The 3,002-nt window shown below is 70.0% G+C and carries 3 protein-coding genes and 1 pseudogene; 3 read left to right on the plus strand and 1 reads right to left on the minus strand.

The genetic code is table 11. From position 1 onward, the window contains the following. The 3 genes and pseudogenes from RT051_RS14525 to RT051_RS14535 form a co-directional block, all read left to right on the plus strand. Positions 1-185, plus strand: a pseudogene (locus RT051_RS14525) (NAD(P)/FAD-dependent oxidoreductase); the annotation flags it as partial. Between the two features lie 151 nt (positions 186-336). Next, on the plus strand, positions 337-819 hold the full coding sequence (locus RT051_RS14530; protein WP_313077827.1) for a thiosulfate oxidation carrier protein SoxY: 483 nt from the start codon (positions 337-339) through the stop codon (positions 817-819). A 16-nt stretch (positions 820-835) separates the two neighbouring features. Next, positions 836-1,165, plus strand: coding sequence for a thiosulfate oxidation carrier complex protein SoxZ (locus RT051_RS14535; protein WP_313077829.1), 330 nt, complete (start codon positions 836-838; stop codon positions 1,163-1,165). 64 nt (positions 1,166-1,229) lie between these two features. Here the strand turns inward: RT051_RS14535 and RT051_RS14540 are convergent, their stop codons facing one another. Then, positions 1,230-2,861, minus strand: a complete 1,632-nt coding sequence (locus RT051_RS14540) for a methyl-accepting chemotaxis protein (protein WP_313077831.1) — start codon at positions 2,859-2,861, stop codon at positions 1,230-1,232. Positions 2,862-3,002 lie beyond the last annotated feature (141 nt).

Consider the following 3,002-nt stretch of genomic DNA (forward strand, 5'->3'; position numbering starts at 1 on the left):
CCGACAACCTGTGCTACATGATGGTCAACACCGAGCCGCAGGAAGAAATCTCGGTCAAGTTCGAGTACGAGGTTGACGCCACGGGCCAGGTCATCCAGAACCAGATCGACATGGACGTGCGCTCCGCCGATCTGGTGAAAGAAGACTTTGCCTGGGCGCGCTCCAAGTTCGCAGACTTCTTGTGACAACCCCCTGAGCCGCTGCGCGGCCTCCCCCTTCTCTCGCGCTGCGCGCGGGAAGGGGGACGACGCCACTGGGCCGGCGAAGCCGGACCCACGGCGTCTGCTGGCACGGGGCGGCGCCTGTTTTCACCCTCGCTTTTTTCATTTCACCGACATGCAACGACATCCTTCCCGCCGCGCGCTGATGGCTGCCGGCGCGGCGCTGGCCCTGCCGGGCGCGGCGCTGGCGCAGGCGCAGAGCAAGGCGCCGCTGGCCGATGCCCTGGCGCCCAACCCGGCGGCGTTCCGCAAGGCCATGGCCGACTTCACGCAGGGGCACGTGGCGCAGGCCGAGGGCCTGCTGCTGGACGTGCCCACGCTGGCCGACAACCCCGGCGCCGTGCCCGTGAAAGTGAAGGTCACTCTGCCCATCACCGAGCAGGACTGGTGCGAGGAGATCATCGTGCTGGCCGACCTGAACCCCTCGCCGCTAGCCTGCCGGCTGCAGTTCACGGCGGCCGCCGGCACGGCCGAGGCCGCGGTGCGCGTGCGCCTGTCGCAGTCGCAGACCCTCCATGCCCTGGCGCGCATGAAGAGTGGCAGGCTGCTGGCCGCCAGCCAAGCCGTCACCGTGGCCGCCAGCGGCTGCGGCATGTGACAAGAAGGAGTCCCGCATGAATCAGAAACCGCCCCGCGTCTGGGTCAGCAACGCCAGCCCGAAGGCGGGCGAGGTGCTGCGCGTGCGCGCCCAGATCGAGCACGTCATGGAAAGCGGCCTGCGCAGCGATGGCGCCGGCAAGATCCGCCCGCGCAACATCGTCACGCGCTTCGAGGCGCGCCTGGGACCTGCCCTGCTGTTCGCATGGGAGCCCGGCATTTCCGTGGCGCAGAACCCCTACATCGAGTTCACCTTCGTGGCGCGCGCCAGCGGCGAGCTGAAGCTGCTGTGGAAGGACGATGCCGGCCAGAGCACCAGCGCCTCCAAGGCCATTACGGTGGCCTGAGGCGCCCTCAAGTTTTAAGCATCAAAAAGGCCACCAGCGCTTACCAGTCAAGCGCTGGCAGCTATCAATTCGATAGTCTCAGCAAGCCGACAGGCGTGACCTGAGCCTCGTCCACCCAGAACACCGCCACGGCGTTCACCAGCTCCTGTGCCTGGCTGCCCAGGCTGCCGGCCGACGCCGCCACCTGCTCCACCAGCGCGGCGTTTTGCTGGGTGACGTGGTCCATCTGCGCAATGGCCTCGCCGATCTGCGCCACGCCGGCGCGCTGCTCGTCGCTGGCGCGGCTGATCTCCCCCATGAGCGCCGTGGCGCGGGCAATCGCCGCCACCACCTCGTGCATGGTGGCGCCGGCGCGGTCCACCAGCTGCGTGCCCTGCTGCACCTGGCCGGCGCTGTCGGCGATCAGCGCCTTGATCTCGCGCGCTGCCTCGGCGCTGCGCTGGGCCAGCTGGCGCACCTCGCCGGCCACCACGGCAAAGCCCCGGCCCTGCTCGCCGGCGCGGGCGGCTTCCACGGCGGCATTGAGCGCCAGGATGTTGGTCTGGAAGGCGATGCCGTCGATGACGCCGATGATGTCGCCGATGCGCCGGCTGGCGGAGTCGATGCCGCGCATGGTCTGCACCACCTCGCCAACCACGGCGCCGCCGCGCTCGGCCACGGCGCTGGCTTCGCGTGCCAGGGCGTCGGCCTGCTGGGCGCTGTCGGCGTTCAGGTCCACGGCGTGGCGCAGCTCCTGCATGGAGGCGGAGGTCTGCTGCAGCGCCGCGGCCTGCGATTCGGTGCGGTTGGACAGGTCGATGTTGCCTTGCGTGATCTCGGTGCTGGCGCCCAGCACGCTGTGCGCGCCCTGGCGCACGTGAGTGACCACGCCAGCCAGCGCGCCCTGCATGTCTTTCAGCGCCAGCAGCAGCTGGGCCACCTCGTTGCGGCCGCTGGCCTGGATGGGCTCGCTCAGGCGTCCTGCCGCCACGGAGCGCGCCACGCGCACCGCCTGGCGCAGCGGCACGCTGATGGAGCGCGTGATCCACCACGCCAGCGCGGCGCCCAGCACCAGCAGCACCAGCGGCACGCCCCACAGCACGCTGCGCACGCTGGTGGCCGCGCGCTCGGTGGCGCCGGTGGCCTGCTCCAGCTGGCCCTGCTGCTGCGCCAGCAGCGTGTCGATGGCACCCAGGTAGGCCTGCTGCGCCGGGTGCATCTTCTCAACCAGCAGCTCCTTGGCGTCGAACACCTGGCCCGAGGCGGACAGGTCGCGTGCCTCTTCCTGCAGCGGCTCGTACACCTTGCGCGCGGCCTGCACCTGGGCCAGCACGGTCTGCGCGGCGGCGTCGCCGGCGAGCAATCGGTCCAGCTCGGCGAAGTGCTGGTCGATACGCCGCTGTGTGGCCACGATGCGCTCGCCCTCGGCCATGATGGCGGAGCTCTCGCTCATCAGGATCATGTTGCGCACGCTGGTGCCGATGCCCAGCACCTCTTCCTTGATGGCATTGGCCGCCACCATGCGCGGCATGCGCGTGCCGGCCACGTCGCCGAGCAGCCCGGTCATGGCCGACAGCTGCAGCCACACCGCCGCCACCATGGCCAGCACCATCAGCCCCAGCAGGGCGAAGCCCAGCACCAGGCGGGAGGAAATTCGCAGGTCGTCGATTCGCATGGCGTGCCGGCCGCCGGCGCCCTGCACGGGCCCGGGCGGCAAGGGAGTTGCAGGTGGATAAAAGGCAAAGCGCCGGCACGGGCCGGCGCTTGCTGCTCCCTCCTCGGAGGGATTCAGGCAGGTGTCAGAGCATGCCCAGCATGCGCGGGAACCACAGGCTCAGCTCGGGCACGTAGGTCACCA

It is taken from the genome of Melaminivora sp. (assembly GCF_032059615.1).
Taxonomy (GTDB): domain Bacteria; phylum Pseudomonadota; class Gammaproteobacteria; order Burkholderiales; family Burkholderiaceae_C; genus Melaminivora.

What these genes read in the sequence shown, in the direction of transcription:
- RT051_RS14530 (WP_313077827.1), top strand. Translation starts at nt 337, where the DNA reads ATGCAACGACATCCTTCCCGCCGCGCGCTGATGGCTGCCGGCGCGGCG.
- RT051_RS14535 (WP_313077829.1), top strand. Translation starts at nt 836, where the DNA reads ATGAATCAGAAACCGCCCCGCGTCTGGGTCAGCAACGCCAGCCCGAAG.